The organism is Pradoshia sp. TA40_28 (genome assembly GCF_059694525.1).
Genome location: NZ_JCATZO010000003.1, coordinates 84507 through 100317, shown reverse-complemented (window position 1 = coordinate 100317; position 15811 = coordinate 84507). Strand labels below are relative to the sequence as shown.

The window sequence follows — 15811 nt, the reverse complement described above, 5'->3', positions numbered from 1 at the left end:
TAATAAGTATATTTATATACTTATTTCAAATGAATTCAGATAAGTTTGGATACATAATCTATATGCTTATCATGGCTCTGACTGCGCTAATCCCTTTTGCATATAAACAAAAAAAATCTACTGCCATTCATACTGCATCAGCATTAAGCTCTATCGTTTGGCTAGTACTCATTCATATTTGGTAGGAGAGAGAAAGATGAAAAAAATTATTCTGCTAGGATTAGGATGGCTAAGTCTACTGCTTGGTCTAATTGGGATTGTGTTTCCGATCTTACCTACCACTCCTTTTCTATTGCTTACAGCATTTTTATTTGCTGGTAATTCAGCAAAATGTGAAGTCTGGTTAAAAAAACAGGCATTCTATGAAAAATATGTTGTGAGCTACCAGAGAGAGGGAGGGCTCACCTTAGAAAGAAAATTAAAAATTTTGCTGACGGTATATGTTTTATTGGTTATCAGCGGTTTATTGGTGGATCATTTGCACGTTCGCATTATTCTTTGTGTGTTGGCCGTTGTTAAATTGATTGTCTTTATAAAAATTCCTACTGTAAAGAATCAAGAGGAAGTGAAGTTATGATCCAAAAAGAAATGATGATTTATGCAAAAAAGTATGGAATCATACCTGTTTTGGTTCAAATCACGCTATTACAATTATTAAATGTGGCAATAAATATTGTGCTTTCATTTGAGATTGCTCATTTATTTACTGCCCTGTTTTACACTCGTGAGACTGACTTAGACATGTATTATATTTTATATATTGGGTTAATTTTAGCTGTAAAATTCGTCTGTCACTATTACTCGACGAAATTAACTCACTATACCTCATTTGAGCTTAAACATAAGGTAAGGGGAGAGCTGTTTGAGAAGCTTTTTTCATTAACTCCCCAGGACATTACCAAACTGGAAATCAGTAAAGTGAGCCAATTGGCGGTTGAAGGTATTGAGAATATAGATGTATATTACAGTCGCTATTTGCCTCAATTTTTTTATAGTCTGCTGACTCCGGTCCTTCTATTTGTCATAATGGCAAGGTATAATTGGAAAATTGCACTTATGCTGTTGATTAGTGGGTTTTTAATACCCGTAGCTATTGTAGCTGGTGTGAAAATTGGCAAGAGGATTTTTAAAACATATTGGAACAAATACTTGGATGTCGGTAAAAGGTTCGTTGAAGGTGTAGACGGGCTGCGCACATTGAAAATTTATAATGGAGAGCATGAATATGGAGAAATCATGAATAAGGAAGCAGAGGATTTCCGCCGTATGACCATGAAGGTGCTCCGAATGCAATTGCAATCTATCACGATCATGGATTTGATCGCCTATTTGGGAGCAGCTATGGGGATAGTCTGTTCTATTATTGCGTATAAAAATGGAAACTTAAGTCTAACAGGTTTTATAGGATTTGCCTTGCTGTCGATTGAATTTTTTGTACCATTTCGTTTGCTGGGATCCTATTTTCATGTTGGGATGAATGGAACCAGTGCGTTGAATTTGTTGTCCTCTATTCTACAGATTGACTCTCCAAAAGAGGTATCATCTGTTGATGAAGAAATCTCAGGAGATTTATATATTAATCATATATCCTATATGTATCCAGAGTCTGATAAGTCTGCTTTGCAGGATTGCAATCTCATTATCAAACAGAGTGAAGTGACGGGGATTGCAGGAGTTTCTGGTGCAGGAAAAACGACCTTTACACATATCCTCCAACGGTTCATTGAGCCAGACGAGGGATCAATCAAAATAGGTGGAACAACACTGGAAGGAATGCCGATTGATCAGGTGCATCGGATAATTGGCTGTGTCAGTAACCGTTCACATATCTTTGAAGGTACAATTCTCTCTAATTTAATGATGGCAAAATCAACACTGGAGGAAGAAGAAGCAGAAGAAATTCTTAGGTTTGTAAAGCTGAATCAGTTTGCAGAACAGCTTCATTATCAAATCCAAAGTGGGGGGACTAATCTATCAAGTGGTCAACGCCAAAAATTAGCGATAGCCCGTATGCTATTGAAAAATCCCAAAGTACTTATTTTTGATGAAGCAACTGCAAATATCGATCGTAAAAGTGAGGATGATATTTTTTCTATAATTAAGCAAATCAGCAGCCAAGGGAAAATAGTCATCGTAATCACCCACCAGTTGCAACGATTGGTTGAGGCAAATCAAATTTATGTGTTCTCCAATGGAAAAATAGCTGAACAAGGTAATCATAAAACACTAATGAATAATGGACATGTATATGCAGAGCTATTTAGAGAGCAACAATTAGTCGGAAGGTGTTTAGCATGATAAAAAGCGGGAAAAATCTAATCCAATTATTGAAAATATTAAAACCGCTTCTACCGCATATGATGCTGACCATTCTTCTTGGTACATTAGGATATTTGGCGGTTTCAGCTATTAGCCTTGTTGGAGGTATGGCCTTAGTGGATGCCATGGGACTTAAGGATTATGGAGATGGCAAGTTGTTATTGATCATGATTATTACGGCAGGTGTACTGCGCGCCGTTTTTCGTCTTTGTGAGCAATATATGACCCACTATATTGCTTTCAGGCTTCTGGCAACTATAAGATCTCATATATTTACTGCTCTTGGGAAGCTCGGGAATAGGCAGTTAATGGGGTTTCAAAAAGGAGAGCTTATGAATGTCATCACGAAGGATGTAGAGCTGCTGGAAGTGTTTTATGCGCATACGGTCGCCCCTGTATGCATTAGCCTGACAACAGGGATTGTTTATTTAGCGATTTTCTGGACATTGCATCCATTGTACGCCGTTGTAGCTTTATTCTCTTATGTGTTGATCAGCTATATCGTACCAAAAAGTATATACCGGAGCGGTAGAAATGCTGGTGAATCATATCGAGTTCACTTTGGCATACAAAGTCAATATATACTTGACCGATTAAAGGGATTGAAAGAGTTATATATTTTTGGCCAGGAAAAGCAGACGATGAATCAAATTGATAGATATAGTGAGGATTTAAATGATTCTACATTGTCACTTAAGAAACATGAAGGTTTGCTTAAAGCTTTGACGGATGGGGCCTTATATCTTTCGGTATTTTTACAAATTGGTATGACCGTTTATTTGTATGGACAAAGCAAAGTTGATGCTGATACAGGGCTTTTGGCTATGTTATTGCTTTTTTCTTCGTTTGGCCCCGCGCTTGCTTTATCGCAGCTTAGTGCAAGCCTGGTTCATACTTTTGCTAGTGCCAAGCGAGTATTGGGAATCATTAATCTTACTCCGGAAGTAATGGAGGAAGGTTCCAAGGAACTTACAGTTATTGACGATATTAAATATGAACATGTCCAATTTGGCTATGACAAGAACCATCCTTTATATAAAAATGTTAATCTGGAATGGAGATTGGGAGAAATCATTGGGATTAAGGGAGATAACGGTACTGGTAAATCAACCTTGATTTCATTGCTATTACGTGATATTCCGGTTACTCATGGTGCTATTTTAGTGAATGGAATATCGATACAGAAGTATAGTGCCGAATCTTATCGGAAGCAGTTCAGTATGGTTGATGCTCATACAATCGTTTTTTCGGATACATTACGAAGGAATCTGGCTGTTTATAAGGAATATACTGATGGAGAGATTTGGGATGCTTGTAAGAAGGCTGGATTAGATCAATTTGTAAAAGATCTTCCGGATGGTTTGGAAACTCATCTCCAGGAATTCGGTGAAAATCTTTCAAGTGGTCAGCAGCAACGATTAGCTTTGGCAAGATTGTTTCTGGATGATGCGCCTGTTTTCATTTTGGATGAGCCTACAACAAATCTTGATGCACTGAATGAATCTTATATTCTCCAGACAATTAAGGCTCATGCTGGTGGAAAGTTGGTTATACTTATCAGCCATCATGCGGAGGTTCTGGCTATGGCAGATCGTATTTTTGAGGTGAGTGATGGTCAGATTACCGAAATGGAATACCAGTCCTATAAAAAAGATGCATAACCAATAATACCGGGAAGAAAATCTATAGTGGAGTACTTAGCCTCATTAAAGAACTTGCATGGTCTAATCCATGCAGTAAATAACAGAATAAGGATAAAGTGATAAAAGCTGCAGAACATCCTCTGCAGCTTTTTTGTAATGATATAAGTCCTGAAATATGGACATTTATCACAGATACTTTTACTCATAAGTCTGTAATGGAGTTGTTTTGGTAAAAATAAGCAATATACCTATAGGATTTTTATATATTTTAGTTCTATCCTGAGGATGTGATGAATATATTGACAAAGTGTGCTAAAAAACAACCATTGGTAAAGTTCAAGGAGGTAATCAAGTGACCATCAATATGATTCTGTTCACTGTCACAATTAAATCTAATAAATGGGACCATTCTGACTATGTTTCAATGCGTCAAGCTGAAAATGAAATGCTTGACCGTAAAATGACCATGCTTAATAAATTTTATTAAGCATTTTCAATTTTCATCAGCTTGGACAAAGTGTGCTTGTTCATTTGTATGTAATGTTCTTTTAAAAGCAAGTTGTTTTACTGAAAGAGAAACAACCTGTATCCTAAAAGATTCATATAAATTGCTAAATATAAAACAATCGGAAAGTAGGGGTAAAATGTGATGAATAATATCATTTTAAAAGTATCTAAATATTTCTGGATTAATAAAGATAGTGCATAACTTATAAGTTCACATTACTGTAAATAGTTAGTCAATTATTCTTCACATCATGCTAATTTGGACTAACCCTCTATATGTTAAATTTAGTTTAATAGAAAAGATAAGGGGTTGGTTACCATGTTATTATTTGTAATGGGTGTTGCTACTGCTGTTACCATCACATTTGTCATTGTAGCTGATATAACAACAATAGAATTATAAATAAAGAAAAAACTTATGCAGAGCATAAGTTTTTTCTTTATTTTGGTCCAAAGTAACCGCCGCTACAGAAACCCCAAAAACCAAAGAGAAATAATAAGATGAACAAGATGATTAGAATGGCAAATCCGGCTCCAAATCCACCTCGGCAGGGCGGCGGAGGACAGCCCCAGCCGTATCTGGGTCCCCCATAAGGATAAGGGTACATAAATGCACCTCCTTATATACTAAAGATTATTACTATTGTATGGGGAAATATCTTAAGGGATTGGGCATAAAATAAATATCTTATTTCATAAAGGACATGCAAGGGATAGAGGCTGTTGTCATACATTCTAATAATCTACCTGTTTGAAACAGTGAGGAGCTGATCTTTAATGGCAGGGGTTTTGGCAGCGTTTGGGTATTTTATTAAGGAATTAGTATTTCTCGTCTCCTATGTTAAAAATAATGCATTTCCTCAACCTTTATCAGCAAAGGAAGAAAGAGAATGTATTGAAAGGATGGCGGAAGGAGACGCGGAGGCAAGGAATTTACTAATCGAACATAATCTGAGGCTTGTAGCTCACATTGTGAAGAAGTTTGAAAATACCGGGGAGGATACAGAAGATCTGATCTCAATCGGAACAATTGGCTTAATCAAGGGCATTGAATCTTATTCTTCAGGTAAAGGCACCAAACTTGCTACATATGCGGCGCGTTGTATAGAGAATGAAATTTTGATGCATTTACGGGTGATTAAAAAAACAAAGAAAGATGTATCTCTACATGACCCAATTGGCCAGGATAAAGAAGGGAATGAAATATCCCTACTTGATATTTTAAAATCTGAGTCTGAGGATGTCATTGACACGATCCAACTTAATATGGAACTCGAAAAAGTAAAGCAATATATTGACATACTTGATGACCGTGAAAAAGAAGTAATCGTTGGCAGGTTTGGCCTGGATTTAAAAAAAGAAAAGACGCAAAGAGAGATTGCTAAAGAACTGGGGATTTCCCGCAGCTATGTTTCGAGAATTGAAAAAAGAGCATTAATGAAAATGTTCCATGAATTTTATCGGGCAGAGAAGGAAAAAAGGAAGAAAAAATAGTAAAACTGGGCAAAAGATACTTGCTCAGTTTTTTTTATGATAGGAAATAATAGTGACACGCTTATAAGAAATCGAGGTGTCAATATGCGAAGGTTTAAACCTCCGAACTCTGCATCCTATTTTTACCGATTTGGCTGCAAGGTAACCCAATACTATAAAATAATTTTATTTATTTGGGGGCTGCTATTCATTGGTGGCATAACCTTAATGCCTTCTTTTTTTAATCATCTCACTCCTCCGCAGTTGAATGTAAGTGGCTCACAATCTGAACGAACTCATCATTTAATGGAACACGCATTTACAAAAGATATGGGTGAACAAAATTTTCTTATCTTCCATTCTGATAAGCAGGATGTGAATGAAAATAATTTTTATAATCATGTAGACAATGTGCTGGCAGATATTCAAAAAATAGATGGGGTAACAGTCCTTGCAAATCCGCTGGAGGATCAGATTATAGACGGGGCAGACCAAATTTCATTAGATTTGCATACATGTTATGCTGTACTTTTCATTGAAGGAAATAAAGATCAAACATTAGGGACAATTGATGAAATCCGTACCTATTTGGAATCGAATAAAGGTGACTTGGAGCAATATTTGACAGGTGCCACTCCGACGATAAAAGATTTAACCCATATGGAAAAGCGGGATCTTTCCTATGCTGAAAAGATAGGCATGCCTTTTGTCCTGGTGGTTCTTTTACTGGCCTTTGGTTCCCTAACAGCAGCATTAATTCCAATTATTATGGGCGTAATGTCTGTGGTCATTACCTTTGGATGTTTAAGTGTTTCAGGGTATCAGGATTTCGATATTATTGTACCAAGTGTAGTCACGATGATAGGACTTGGGATCGGAATTGATTATTCATTATTTTTGATTATGAGATACAGGGAGGAACTCCAGAAGACAGATTTACATGAAGCAATCGCCATAGCCATCGCCACAAGTGGAAAGTCCATATTTTTATCAGGTATGACGGTAATGATTTCGTTAATCGGGCTACCTCTTGTTCATGCTAAATTATTTCTGAATTTAACAGTCGGCACGTTTGCTGTTTTATTCATATTAATCCTGCTGACACTCACTTTTTTACCTTCATTATTGTGTTTGTTTGGGCATCGTCTGAATAGCTTTTCTATCCCATTTATAAAGAAAAAATCGAATCAGACAAGAAATTATATGTATCGATGGACAAAACATATTATGAAGCACGCCATCCCCTATTTAATTGGCACGATTATAATCCTTGTAGTACTAACGGCACCATTATTAAAGATCCAGTTAGGTATAGGGCTGAATCAAGACGGTTTAAAGGATTATCCATCAGGTAAGGGAAATGCACTATTAGAGAGAGAGTTTGTTTCTGGGTTGTATTCACCGGTTCTCTTGGTTAAAAAAGCTGCTGAGAAGCAATTTAGTACGGACGAGCTACAGGAAATTGCCGCGGTGACGGATATCCTTAAAACCTATGATGAGGTCCAAGTGGTATCTTCTATAACAGATTTAGCCAATCACGTGTCAGGCAGTCAACAATCCAGTGAGTTATTGGAATTAATCAAAATACCTGAACTAAAACCGTATACCAAGTTCTTGGTGAATGAGGATTTTAATGTAGCGCCTGTCATGATTACCTTGAAATATGCCCCTGATTCCGCTGAAGCAAAAGCATTTGTCACTAAAATAAGTGAACGTTTCCAAAAAGAAATAAATGAAGAGTCTCTTTATATTGGCGGACTTACAGCTCAAATAAATGATTTGCATGAAGAAACAATGCAAAAAACACCCATCGTTATCGTTATTGTTTTATTGATATCCTATTGTTTCTTGGTGATTGCTTTCAAAAGTTTACTCATACCGGTAAAAGCTATCCTATTAAATATTCTTTGTGTAACAGCAGCATGCGGAATAACGGTGGCTTTCTTTCAGTTTGGATGGGGAGAGAGCGGGTTCCAGTTTATATCACCTGGATATTTACAGTCTTATTTACCAGTTTTGACATTCGCTATATTGTTTGGTTTATCTATGGATTATGAAGTGTTTTTAGTGGGGAGAATTAAAGAGGAATGGGAAACCTCTTTCGATAATGAAGAGTCCATTGCAAAGGGAATCGAATATACAGGCCCCTTTATTACCCAGGCTGCTTTCATTATGATGATCGTGTTCACTTCATTTATCCTGACGCGTGTATTAGAGATTAAGCAATTGGGTTTTACTTTGGCTGTTGCAGTTTTATTGGATGCCACGATTATTCGGTTAATCCTCGTCCCCATATTATTGAAGATGATGGGAAAATGGAATTGGTGGATTCCGCTGCCTACAAAGAGGAGATAGGAATATTCGAGATCATATACTTAGCATAATAGAAAGAAAAATCTTTCCCTTCCTTTCAAGGAATAGTAAACTAAGTAGAGACAAACACCCTGAAACGTCATGGGTGTTTTTGTTAATTCTCTATCCAACATAAATGCCCATTCATTACTAAGAAATAGGTGAAGAACGTGAAGGAAAAATTATATCAATTATTAATCGAATTGACGAATGGCAAATGGACTTCTTCGCTTTTAAGGAGATTTGCTACTTCAAACGTAAGCAGAAAAATTGTCCCATCATTTGCTAAGCAATATAAAATCAATCTAGATGAAATGGATCGCCCTATCCATGAATATACATCCCTGCATGACTTTTTTACCAGATCTTTAATACAGGGGGCGCGCGAAATAAATCATGCTGAAGGGACAGTTGTCAGTCCAGTAGATGCCGTATTGGAAGACAGTGGGATTATCCGTGAAGATTCCTCTTTTAAAGTAAAAGGAAAGGTATATTCGGTAGAGGAAATGCTTGGGAATGTTAAGGAGGCCGATAAATATTTGGGCGGCAGATATATGGTTCTTTATTTAAGTCCAAGTCATTACCATCGTATCCATTCTCCTGTGGATGGAATGGTAACGCGTATCTCTACTCTTGGTCAAAAGTCATATCCAGTTAATAAGTGGGGTATGACGTTAGGAAAACAACCTTTATCAAAAAATTATCGTGAGATCACAGAAGTCCGGCATACTGGAGGTTTTCTGTCAGTAGTAAAAGTCGGTGCCATGTTTGTAAATTCAATAGAGAGAACACATTCTGGAGATACTTTACGTAAAGGGGAAGAAATCGGCTATTTTTCTTTCGGTTCTACTGTAGTTCTTTTGTTTGAAAAGAATACCTTCAATCCGTCTATAACTGGTGAATTACCACAACCGGTACATGTTGGAGAAACAATAGGGTATATAAAATAAATAAAAAGATCTCGCCCTGGTTTTAAACCAGGGCATTAGATACCATTTGTTCGGTGGTTTTAGTTTAAAATATTTTATAAGATAAGGATCTCCTGTCAATTTCTCTCTCGATAAGACGGATAAATTCTTGACTTAAGTTTAAATGCCTCGCTTTGTAGTACGATTCAATCAATAGATCATCTGGTAATTTTTGCATTTTTTTGCCTTGCGGCTTCACCTCCAATTTACTGTTCTAAACGGGTGGCAACGACAGTATATTAGTAGTTTGCCTTGGTGTATCCTTAATTTAACAGAATCAGGGGAGTGGAACAACCGTTCTGTTATCCACAATGATTAGTGTATAACTTGTGGATAAAATGTGTGTATCTGTAAGTTTTTGAGGAAATCGTACTGAATATAGGAAGTGCAGTATGTTAGTGATGTGAATAAACTTATCCACAATTTTAAACGTTGACGTAATATGTCGAAAGGTTTTTCATTTTGACCACACTTTTCATCAAATTTAGCTAATTAGCTATGACATAAATTAAAATTTCCGTTATGATGGATAGCGGTGATAAAGAATAATAGAGGTGTATAGAGTGATAAAAGCATTTTTACCTTCCCAACATGTTAAAAGTATTTTTGATATTAAACCTCAGGAACTAAAAGATAAGGGAATAAAGGGGATTATTACAGACCTTGATAATACTCTTGTGGAATGGGACCGCCCACTTGCCACGCCTGAACTGATAACTTGGTTTGAAATGATGAAGAAAAACGGCATACAAGTGACAATTGTCTCCAATAACAGTGAACTCCGTGTAAAATCATTTGCCGACCCACTACAAATTCCATTTATCTTTAGAGCAAAGAAACCTATGGGTGCTGCTTTTAGAAGAGCTGTAGATATTATGGGTATTAAAAGAGAAGAAGCAGTGGTAATTGGTGATCAGCTTTTAACAGATGTACTGGGTGGTAATCGTAATGGATTTCAAACTATCCTTGTAGTTCCTGTTGCTCAAACAGATGCATGGACTACTAAAATAAATCGTAAAATTGAACGCAGAATATTAACCTGGTTCCGTAAAAAGGGACAGATAACATGGGAGGACTAGAATTGGAAAAGGAACAAATAAGTTGTGTAGGATGCGGTGTTTCCATTCAAACGGAGAATCCTGATGATTTAGGATATGCACCTGCTTCCTCTCTTCAAAAAGAACAAATCATTTGCCAAAGATGTTTCCGACTTAAACACTATAATGAAGTTCAGGATGTATCCCTAACGGATGACGATTTCTTGAAAATTCTGAATGGAATTGGAAGCAAAGAGGCTTTGATTGTAAAATTAGTTGATATTTTTGATTTTAATGGAAGCTGGCTTCCTGGTATACAGAGATTTGTCGGCCATAATCCGGTAGTTTTAATTGGTAATAAAAGTGATTTGCTACCTAAATCAGTAAAACCTAAAAAGCTTATTGCTTGGATGAAACAAATGTCGGCTGAATTAGGCTTAAAGCCTGTGGATGTCATGCTTGTCAGCGGTGCCAAGGGACATGGTATTGAAGAAGCGATGCAGCGTATTGAGGAATTGCGTGAGGGACGTGACGTATACGTCGTTGGTTGTACAAATGTAGGGAAATCAACCTTTATCAATCGTATTATTAAGCAGGGAAGCGGAGAAGAAAATGTGATCACAACTTCGTATTTCCCAGGAACAACTCTTGATATCATTGAAATCCCATTAGATGATGAAAAAGCGCTGATCGACACGCCAGGAATCATTAATCATCACCAGATGGCCCATTATGTAGGGAAAGAAGATTTGAAAATAATTACTCCGAAAAAAGAGATAAAACCAAGAGTATTTCAATTAAATGAAGGGCAAACACTCTTCTTCGGTGGTTTGGCTCGATTTGATTTTATCCAGGGTGAAAGAAATTCGTTTACCTGTTATTTGTCCAATGATCTTAATATCCATCGGACGAAACTGGAAAAAGCGGATGAATTATATAAAACACATGCAGGCGATTTATTGGTACCGCCGAACCCTTCTGAATTAGATGAATTCCCACCACTTGTTGCTCATCAATTCTCTATAAAAGAAGGAAAAACAGATATCGTCTTTTCAGGTCTGGGCTGGGTGACAATTAATAAGCCGGGTGCAGTAATAGCAGCGCATGTTCCAAAAGGGGTACAAGTGACAATTCGTAAATCATTGATTTAAAGGGAGAGTAAAATGACTAAACTGTTCGGCGTGTTAGGGAATCCTATCAAGCATTCAATGTCTCCGCTCATTCATAATGATGCATTTGAAAAACATTCAATCGATGGAGTTTATTTGCCTTTTTGTGTGGAGGATACTGATTTAAAACAAGCGGTTCAAGGACTAAAAGCTTTGGGGGCTGGTGGTTTTAATGTGACGGTTCCCTTTAAAAGTCGTATTATTCCTTATATCGATGTATTGGACGAATTTGCAGGTGAGGTTGGAGCTGTTAATACTGTTGTCAATAGAGACGGGCGTTTATACGGGTACAATACAGACGGACCTGGATTTGTGAAAGGCCTCCTCTCCATAGCAGAGAGAATAGCTGATAAAAACGTGTTAATCATTGGAGCTGGCGGAGCAGCCAGGGGAATTTATTTTGCTTTAGCCAAAACAGGTGTTGCTAAACTTGATCTTGCCAATCGGACGGTCTCCTCTGCCGAACAGTTGTTGTCTGATTATCAGGGTTCAATAAGTTCAAGTGCCATTAGCCTGAAAGAGGCGGAACGTTCTCTCGCCCAGTATGATATTATTATTCAAACAACCTCGGTTGGCTTGGCAGAAGGAAATGTATCACCACTTTCTTTGGCAGAATTGAGCCAGGACGCTATTGTATGTGATATTATTTATAATCCTCTTCAAACTAAAATGTTGAAAGAGGCAAAAGAGCGCGGCAATAAGATTCAAAACGGTGTGGATATGTTTGTGAACCAGGGAGCGCTTGCTTTCGAGTTATGGACAGGTATTACACCAGATACAAATAGAATGAAACAATTAGTGTTACAACAATTAGGAGGATCATAAATGTTAAAAGGTAAACAAAAAAGATTTTTACGTGCAAAGGCACACTCTCTTCAACCAATATTCCAAGTTGGTAAAGGCGGCGTGAATGAAAATATGATTAAACAAATTGGCGAAGCTTTGGAAGTAAGAGAACTTTTAAAAGTAAGCGTACTTCAAAACTGTGAAGAAGACCGTGATACTGTGGCTGAACAGCTTTCTAAAGGTGCAAAAGCGGAATTGGTTCAAATTATCGGCAATACAATTGTTTTATATAAAGAGTCAAAAGAAAACAAACAAATTATTCTACCATCATAACCCAATTACTTTTTAGGAGGGGGGTCTAAATTTATGAAGAAAATTGGCATTTTGGGCGGAACGTTCGATCCACCTCATATCGGACATTTAATCATTGCTGATGAAGTCAGGGAGTATATGGGTTTGGATGAGATACGTTTTATGCCCAATAATGTGCCCCCTCATAAAACGAAGACATCAACGACAAATCAAGAACGCTTTGATATGCTTACGTTAGCAATTGGTACGAATCCATATTTGACCATTGATACGATTGAATGGGAAAGAACTGGGCCATCGTATACAATAGATACCATTAAACTTATTAAAGAACGGGAAGGCGATTCAGAAGTATATTTCATTATCGGTGCCGATATGATTGAATACTTACCTAAGTGGAAAGATATAGACGAATTAAGTCAATTAGTCCGTTTTATTGGTGTTCGACGGCCGGGGTACAGTACTGAAACATCCTATCCAGTCAAAATGGTGGATGTTCCGGAAATTGCTGTTTCCTCTTCTTGGATTCGTACAAAAATAAGCAAGGGAAAGACAATCAACTATTTGGTGCCTGAAGCGGTAAAGCTATATATTGAGGAGAATCGTTTATATGGATCAAAAAAAAGCACTTGAATTGGTTAGGAAGCAATTGCCTGACAAAAGATATATTCATACATTGGGTGTTATGGAAAGTGCTCAGGAATTGGCAGAGCGTTATGGAGCTGATACAGAGAAAGCGAAATTGGCAGCAATCCTGCATGATTACGCTAAATATCGCCCTTTGGATGAAATGGAAGGAATCATTAAAAATGAGAATCTGCCACAGGACCTTTTGGACTATAATTCAGAATTATGGCATGCACCGGTCGGAGCTGTTTTAGTTCAGAAAGAAGCAGATATTGATGATGAGGAAGTCCTTTCAGCTATCAGAAACCATACTTCTGGCTGTGTCGGAATGAGTTTGCTTGATAAAATAATTTATTTAGCTGATTATATAGAGCCTGGGAGAAGTTTCCCTGGAGTAGAAGAAGTGAGGGCGATGGCGATGAAAAGCCTGGATCAAGCTGTGCTTCAGGCAATGGGAAATACGATCACATTTTTGATTAAAAAAAATCAAATGATCTATCCGGACACCTTCCATGCCTATAACGATCTTGCAATGCAGATAGGGAGGAACAACTAAATGAATGGGAAAGAATTATTACAAGTTGCTGTAAAAGCTGCTGATGATAAAAGAGCAGAAGAAATCCTTATTTTAAATATGAAAGGTATTTCTTTAATTTCTGATTACTTCATTATTTGCCACGGGAATTCAGACAAACAAGTACAAGCTATAGCACGTGAAATGAAGGAAAAGGTAGAAGAAACTGGAGCTACAGTCCGCAGAATGGAAGGTTTTGATGAAGCACGCTGGGTTCTTGTAGACATGGGTGATGTGGTAGCACATATTTTCCATAAAGATGATCGTTCCTATTATAAATTGGAAAGGTTATGGGGAGATGCCCCGCAAGTTTCTTTACAGGAACTTAACATATGAATTTGAGTTATCAAAACTTTGCTTATGTTTATGATTATTTAATGAAAGACGCTCCTTATCAAGAATGGGTAGAGTTTGTAAAAAAAATCACTCAAAAATATCAATTAGATGATAGAACCATTCTTGATATTGGATGTGGTACTGGAGAACTTGCGATCCGCTTGAAAGAATCTGGCTTTCATCCAACTGGCGTTGATTTATCAGAAGAAATGCTCGCTGTTGCGATTCAAAAAGCAAATGAGAAGCAGCTGGATATCCCTTTTTATCACCAGGATATGAGAGCTTTGGATGGACTCGAGAAATACGATTTAGTTGTCATCTTTTGTGACTCCTTAAATTATCTTGCCGATGAAAATGATGTGAAGGCTACTTTTTCAGGTGTATTGAATCATATGAAAGAGGATGGGCTGTTTATATTCGATGTCCATTCGGTTCATAAAATGGCTACTTTATTTAATGATCAGACTTATGCAGATAACGGAGATGATATTTCGTTTATCTGGAATGCCTGGAAGGGTGTGGATGTGCCACACAGTGTCGTGCATGAGTTAACTTTCTTTGTATATGATCAGGATACTGAGGCGTATAGCCGATTTGACGAAGACCATTTTCAACGTACATACCCTATCGAGATGTATAAAGCATGGCTTGATGAAATTGGATTCAATATCGTTGAATTGATGGGTGATTTCGGAGGGAATTCCCTTGAGGAAGCGGAAAGAATATTTTTCGTTTGTAAAAGAAAATAAGGTAAAAAACCAGGAGACAAATTGTCCCTGGTTTTTTATTGTATTAGACACAATAAATTCATAATTACATGTATTTTCGTAAAGGATATTTATAAACCTTGTTAGAATTAATTAATAGTATGAAGCCCCAAACTGTTTTTCAATCCCCTTTAAATCTTCTTCGAATTTGCGATGTGTAGCCTGGAAGACATGTTTAAAAACATCACCTAACTCATTCTCTAATACTTTGATTCCTTCACCCGTAATTCCGCCTTTAACACAAACTTTTTCTTGCAAAGCAGGTAACGAATAGTGCTTTTGTGACAATAATTCGCCGAGCCCAATGAGCATAGATTCGGTTAATTGGGTGGCTGCCTCAGTGCTTATTCCCGTATGGTCGACTGCTGCTTCAATGAATTGCCTTGCAATAAAGCTGAAAAATGCCGGTCCGCAACTTACAATGTCAGAAGAAACTCGTGTATAGTCGTTATCAATTTCCAAGGGTTTTGAAATAACAGATGCCATATTCTGTAGATGATTCCGCCACGATGGACTACAGGATTCACCGAATGTCAGAAGTGTCGCACCTGCTAGAGCTCGATTTGTGATGGATGGAATAAACCTAGCACAAGAGCAGGGAACGGTAGCTTCCAATTGCTTAATGGAGATTGGGCTTGTGATGGATACTAAGCATTTCTCTGATGTTAAATGAGGTTCAAGAATCTTAATTAAGGGAAACATTTCGTGTGGTTTTACACATAAAAATAGTAAATCAGCCTCTTTTGCAAGTTCACTACTTGATTGGGACACATTAATTCCCGGAAATCCAGCAGCCAAGGACTGGGCTTTATGTAGAGTTCGGTTCGATATTAGTAAATCTTGTGCTCTCACTGCAGAAGACTCAATAAAGCTTTGAAGCAAGATGGTCCCCATATTACCAGTGCCAATAATACCGGTAATCATATAACCCCTCCTTATGA

At 37.3% G+C, this 15811-nt stretch carries 18 protein-coding genes; 15 read left to right on the top strand and 3 right to left on the bottom strand.

The genetic code is table 11. The features are described from left to right. Positions 1–196: 196 nt before the first annotated feature. The 4 genes from AC58NB_RS04620 (at position 197) to AC58NB_RS04605 (ending at position 4449) form a co-directional block, all read left to right on the top strand. Positions 197–577, top strand: coding sequence for a YbaN family protein (locus tag AC58NB_RS04620; RefSeq protein WP_497425654.1), 381 nt, complete (start codon positions 197–199; stop codon positions 575–577). Continuing rightward, entirely contained in the window at positions 574–2298 is a 1725-nt protein-coding gene (locus AC58NB_RS04615) for an ABC transporter ATP-binding protein/permease (protein ID WP_497425653.1), read from the top strand. The genes AC58NB_RS04620 and AC58NB_RS04615 overlap by 4 nt, the downstream gene beginning before the upstream one ends. After that, positions 2295–3980: an amino acid ABC transporter ATP-binding/permease protein gene (locus AC58NB_RS04610; protein WP_497425652.1), complete on the top strand. Its 1686-nt coding sequence runs from the start codon at positions 2295–2297 to the stop codon at positions 3978–3980. The genes AC58NB_RS04615 and AC58NB_RS04610 overlap by 4 nt, the downstream gene beginning before the upstream one ends. 334 nt (positions 3981–4314) lie before the next feature. Then, positions 4315–4449 carry a hypothetical protein gene (locus tag AC58NB_RS04605; RefSeq protein ID WP_497425651.1) on the top strand — a complete coding sequence of 45 codons (135 nt, stop codon included), beginning with the start codon at positions 4315–4317 and terminating at the stop codon, positions 4447–4449. A 460-nt stretch (positions 4450–4909) separates the two neighbouring features. On the opposite strand, the gene AC58NB_RS04600 is transcribed toward AC58NB_RS04605, so the two are convergent. Then, positions 4910–5077 carry a hypothetical protein gene (locus tag AC58NB_RS04600; RefSeq protein ID WP_497425650.1) on the bottom strand — a complete coding sequence of 56 codons (168 nt, stop codon included), beginning with the start codon at positions 5075–5077 and terminating at the stop codon, positions 4910–4912. 169 nt (positions 5078–5246) lie between these two features. Here AC58NB_RS04600 and sigK point away from each other — a divergent pair, with 169 nt between their 5' ends. The 3 genes from sigK (at position 5247) to AC58NB_RS04585 (ending at position 9244) form a co-directional block, all read left to right on the top strand. Continuing rightward, entirely contained in the window at positions 5247–5963 is a 717-nt protein-coding gene (gene sigK, locus AC58NB_RS04595) for an RNA polymerase sporulation sigma factor SigK (RefSeq protein WP_497425649.1), read from the top strand. Positions 5964–6170: 207 nt separating this feature from the next. Beyond that, positions 6171–8297 carry an MMPL family transporter gene (locus tag AC58NB_RS04590; protein WP_497425648.1) on the top strand — a complete coding sequence of 709 codons (2127 nt, stop codon included), beginning with the start codon at positions 6171–6173 and terminating at the stop codon, positions 8295–8297. A gap of 167 nt (positions 8298–8464) precedes the next feature. Beyond that, on the top strand, positions 8465–9244 hold the full coding sequence (locus AC58NB_RS04585; RefSeq protein WP_497425647.1) for a phosphatidylserine decarboxylase: 780 nt from the start codon (positions 8465–8467) through the stop codon (positions 9242–9244). 64 nt (positions 9245–9308) lie between these two features. On the opposite strand, the gene AC58NB_RS04580 is transcribed toward AC58NB_RS04585, so the two are convergent. Then, a complete protein-coding gene (locus AC58NB_RS04580) occupies positions 9309–9440 on the bottom strand; it encodes a sporulation histidine kinase inhibitor Sda (RefSeq protein WP_066105330.1) in 132 nt (43 codons plus the stop codon). 385 nt (positions 9441–9825) lie between these two features. Here AC58NB_RS04580 and AC58NB_RS04575 point away from each other — a divergent pair, with 385 nt between their 5' ends. Genes AC58NB_RS04575 through AC58NB_RS04540 form a run of 8 tightly spaced genes read left to right on the top strand, consistent with a single transcriptional unit; the run spans position 9826 to position 14852 of the window. Continuing rightward, entirely contained in the window at positions 9826–10341 is a 516-nt protein-coding gene (locus AC58NB_RS04575; protein WP_497425646.1) for a YqeG family HAD IIIA-type phosphatase, read from the top strand. A 2-nt stretch (positions 10342–10343) separates the two neighbouring features. Next, positions 10344–11450, top strand: coding sequence for a ribosome biogenesis GTPase YqeH (gene yqeH / locus AC58NB_RS04570; RefSeq protein WP_497425645.1), 1107 nt, complete (start codon positions 10344–10346; stop codon positions 11448–11450). A gap of 12 nt (positions 11451–11462) precedes the next feature. Next, complete coding sequence (gene aroE, locus AC58NB_RS04565; protein WP_497425644.1) at positions 11463–12293, top strand: shikimate dehydrogenase; 831 nt, start codon at positions 11463–11465, stop codon at positions 12291–12293. Further along, complete coding sequence (yhbY, locus tag AC58NB_RS04560; RefSeq protein WP_497425643.1) at positions 12294–12587, top strand: ribosome assembly RNA-binding protein YhbY; 294 nt, start codon at positions 12294–12296, stop codon at positions 12585–12587. It begins immediately after the preceding gene. Positions 12588–12620: 33 nt separating this feature from the next. Then, complete coding sequence (locus AC58NB_RS04555) at positions 12621–13199, top strand: nicotinate-nucleotide adenylyltransferase (RefSeq protein ID WP_497425642.1); 579 nt, start codon at positions 12621–12623, stop codon at positions 13197–13199. Then, entirely contained in the window at positions 13177–13749 is a 573-nt protein-coding gene (gene yqeK, locus AC58NB_RS04550; RefSeq protein ID WP_497425641.1) for a bis(5'-nucleosyl)-tetraphosphatase (symmetrical) YqeK, read from the top strand. The genes AC58NB_RS04555 and yqeK overlap by 23 nt, the downstream gene beginning before the upstream one ends. After that, positions 13750–14103 carry a ribosome silencing factor gene (gene rsfS, locus AC58NB_RS04545; protein ID WP_497425640.1) on the top strand — a complete coding sequence of 118 codons (354 nt, stop codon included), beginning with the start codon at positions 13750–13752 and terminating at the stop codon, positions 14101–14103. It begins immediately after the preceding gene. Next, positions 14100–14852, top strand: a complete 753-nt coding sequence (locus tag AC58NB_RS04540) for a class I SAM-dependent DNA methyltransferase (protein WP_497425639.1) — start codon at positions 14100–14102, stop codon at positions 14850–14852. The genes rsfS and AC58NB_RS04540 overlap by 4 nt, the downstream gene beginning before the upstream one ends. 111 nt (positions 14853–14963) lie before the next feature. Here the strand turns inward: AC58NB_RS04540 and comER are convergent, their stop codons facing one another. Next, positions 14964–15794: a late competence protein ComER gene (gene comER / locus AC58NB_RS04535; protein ID WP_497425638.1), complete on the bottom strand. Its 831-nt coding sequence runs from the start codon at positions 15792–15794 to the stop codon at positions 14964–14966. Positions 15795–15811: the final 17 nt, after the last annotated feature.

Bases quoted from the DNA above. Each gene is read 5' to 3' on its own strand.
- AC58NB_RS04615 (WP_497425653.1), top strand. From the start codon at position 574: ATGATCCAAAAAGAAATGATGATTTATGCAAAAAAGTATGGAATCATA.
- AC58NB_RS04610 (WP_497425652.1), top strand. From the start codon at position 2,295: ATGATAAAAAGCGGGAAAAATCTAATCCAATTATTGAAAATATTAAAA.
- AC58NB_RS04555 (WP_497425642.1), top strand. From the start codon at position 12,621: ATGAAGAAAATTGGCATTTTGGGCGGAACGTTCGATCCACCTCATATC.
- comER (WP_497425638.1), bottom strand. From the start codon at position 15,794: ATGATTACCGGTATTATTGGCACTGGTAATATGGGGACCATCTTGCTT.
- AC58NB_RS04580 (WP_066105330.1), bottom strand. From the start codon at position 9,440: ATGCAAAAATTACCAGATGATCTATTGATTGAATCGTACTACAAAGCG.
- AC58NB_RS04600 (WP_497425650.1), bottom strand. From the start codon at position 5,077: ATGTACCCTTATCCTTATGGGGGACCCAGATACGGCTGGGGCTGTCCT.
- AC58NB_RS04590 (WP_497425648.1), top strand. From the start codon at position 6,171: ATGCCTTCTTTTTTTAATCATCTCACTCCTCCGCAGTTGAATGTAAGT.
- rsfS (WP_497425640.1), top strand. From the start codon at position 13,750: ATGAATGGGAAAGAATTATTACAAGTTGCTGTAAAAGCTGCTGATGAT.
- yqeK (WP_497425641.1), top strand. From the start codon at position 13,177: ATGGATCAAAAAAAAGCACTTGAATTGGTTAGGAAGCAATTGCCTGAC.
- AC58NB_RS04540 (WP_497425639.1), top strand. From the start codon at position 14,100: ATGAATTTGAGTTATCAAAACTTTGCTTATGTTTATGATTATTTAATG.
- AC58NB_RS04620 (WP_497425654.1), top strand. From the start codon at position 197: ATGAAAAAAATTATTCTGCTAGGATTAGGATGGCTAAGTCTACTGCTT.
- sigK (WP_497425649.1), top strand. From the start codon at position 5,247: ATGGCAGGGGTTTTGGCAGCGTTTGGGTATTTTATTAAGGAATTAGTA.
- aroE (WP_497425644.1), top strand. From the start codon at position 11,463: ATGACTAAACTGTTCGGCGTGTTAGGGAATCCTATCAAGCATTCAATG.
- yhbY (WP_497425643.1), top strand. From the start codon at position 12,294: ATGTTAAAAGGTAAACAAAAAAGATTTTTACGTGCAAAGGCACACTCT.